At 41.7% G+C, this 2,408-nt stretch carries 2 protein-coding genes; both read left to right on the forward strand.

The genetic code is table 11. The annotated features are described in order from the left end of the window. Window positions 1-364: 364 nt before the first annotated feature. Entirely contained in the window at window positions 365-1,405 is a 1,041-nt protein-coding gene (locus tag AB4135_RS20985) for a proline racemase family protein (protein ID WP_371995375.1), read from the forward strand. 24 nt (window positions 1,406-1,429) lie between these two features. Then, window positions 1,430-2,408 (forward strand): NAD(P)/FAD-dependent oxidoreductase (locus AB4135_RS20990; protein WP_371995371.1); only part of this gene is annotated, 979 nt, incomplete at its 3' end.

Below are 2,408 nucleotides of genomic sequence, written 5' to 3' on the forward strand. Positions count from 1 at the left end.
AGTATTTTTGATAAAATCAGGCTTCCTTTCTGGGCTTAAAGATGCTTTATCTTGGAACGTGCCAGGAGCAATATTTCCGTCAATTCGATCTCTGATTAGATCTTCCAACATGCGAGCATTGACTCGTAATTGATAGTCCTAACCTCATAAAACTAAGTCGAGATAACGGGTAAAACGCCTTGCCAGTTTACCTCCATATTTAAGCCTCTATCACTACATTTTTACGTTTGAAATTCTGCTTGATTGTGGGATATTGTATACGTGAGAGTAAAAAATAAAAGACCCTAAATTGCGATTTAGAGCAATAAAGCCACAATCGGTAGATTGTATACAATATGCAATAAAGGTGAGGATAATGCTGAAAATGACCGAAATTGATGTCAGTCCAGAGCTGGCAAGCACTTATAGAGCATTCAAAACGATTGATGCACATACAGAAGGGGAGCCACTTCGAATTATCACCTCTGGTTATCCTGAAATAAAAGGTGAAACTATTTTAGAAAAACGCAAATTTGTTGCTGAAAATTGGGATATTTATCGCAAATTGTTAATGCATGAGCCACGGGGACATGCAGATATGTATGGTGCACTGGTTACAGAACCTGTGACAGTTGGAGCCGATTTTGGTGTTTTATTTTTACATAATGAAGGTTATAGCTCTATGTGTGGCCATGGCATTTTAGCGCTTGTAAAAGTGATGTGTGAAACAGGTAGTATTGTGCTTAATAATCTTCCTCGAATAATAAACATCGATGCTCCAGCGGGGTTAATCACAGCAACAGCTTACCGCGATCTTGAAGGCAAAGTTCAGGCTAGCTTTAAAAATGTGGATTCATGGGCGGAAGCAATAGGCTGTGAGGTCATGGTCAATGGTTTTGGACGGGTAAGTTATGACATCGGCTTTGGTGGAGCGTATTACGCTTATGTTGATGCTGACGAATGCGGTATAAGTTGTTCACCTGATAATGTGCCGCAGTTAATCGATATTGGAAGGCGCATTAAGCACGCCGTTATAGCATCTCATCCGATTCATCACCCGGTTGAGGAGGATTTAAGTTTCCTTTATGGAACAATTTTTACATCGAAAAAAGTCACAAATAAACAAGCACATTCGCGGCATGTGTGTATTTTTGCAGATGGAGAGGTGGATCGGTCGCCGACTGGCACTGGTGTCGCAGGAAGAGTCGCGCTACTGCATGCAAAAGGAGAGGTTGAGCTGAACGACAAATTGATGATCGAAAGTATCGTTGATGGAAGAATGATTGTCAGTGCTAACTCGATATCTACATATTTTGGCAAACATACTGTGCTACCAGAAGTATCTGGAAGATCGTTTATTACAGGGAAACACCAGTTCTTTATTGACCCCGATGATGTATTCCAGAATGGATTTATGTTGCGTTAAGAGCTGATTAGGAAGGAATTATTAATGAAAGAACATGACGATGAGCATGGTGCTACGATAACGATTGTAGGAGCCGGTATTGTTGGGTTAGCTGCTGCCATTGAGCTCCAACGAAAAGGATTTGATGTCACGATTATAGATAAAGAAGGAGCAGGGGCTGGCGCTTCTAAGGGGAATGCTGGTCACTTTGCAACTGAACAGGTCTTTCCATTAGCTGATCCTAGCATTCTACCCAAACTGCCGGGTATGCTTTTGGATCCTTTAGGGCCTTTTAGGATCCAACCTAAATACTTTGTCAAAGCCCTGCCATGGTTTATGCGGTTTTTAATCAATATGCTGCCAGGGCGACGAACTCAAAATACACGAGCGATAAAAGCACTTAACCGAAGTTCTATTGCGGCGATGAAGGAGCTAGTTAGCTTTTGTGATTGTGAGGCGCTATTGACCCTAAACGGCAGTTTGCTTGTTTTTGAAAATACGCCTTTAGATGAAGTAAATAAAGAACTAACAGCATATACGAACGCCGGCGTTGAAGTGCAATTACTTGATGGAACCCAAGTTAGGAAACTTGAACCTTCTTTGAGTAAAACGATTACTCATGCTTTGTATTTCACCCACGTTGGCCATACTAGTGATCCTTATGGCCTGTGTAAGGCCTTAGAGTTAAAGTTTATTTCGTTGGGTGGAAAGCTTGTAACGGAAGAACTTGTAAAAGTTGCTGTCGCTAAGACCAGTTCAAGCATTCAGTTGGAGATGGTTACAGGCACCAGTAAGCAAATTAATAAATTGGTTATTGCAGCAGGCGCTTGGTCAAAACCATTTGCTAAACAGTTAGGTTACAGGGTTCCATTAGAATCAGAGCGTGGATATCATCTAATGATGCCGCAATTAAGTAAGTTATCCCGCCCCGTAGCTTCTTATAACCGTAAGTTTATTATAACGCCTATGGCTGAGGGAACTCGGCTTGCGGGTACGGTTGAGTTCGGCGGTTTAAAGGCGCCTT

The sequence above is a fragment of the Shewanella sp. 10N.286.54.B9 genome (assembly GCF_041468565.1).
Lineage (GTDB): Bacteria > Pseudomonadota > Gammaproteobacteria > Enterobacterales > Shewanellaceae > Shewanella.

What these genes read in the sequence shown, in the direction of transcription:
- AB4135_RS20985 (WP_371995375.1), top strand. Translation starts at nt 365, where the DNA reads ATGACCGAAATTGATGTCAGTCCAGAGCTGGCAAGCACTTATAGAGCA.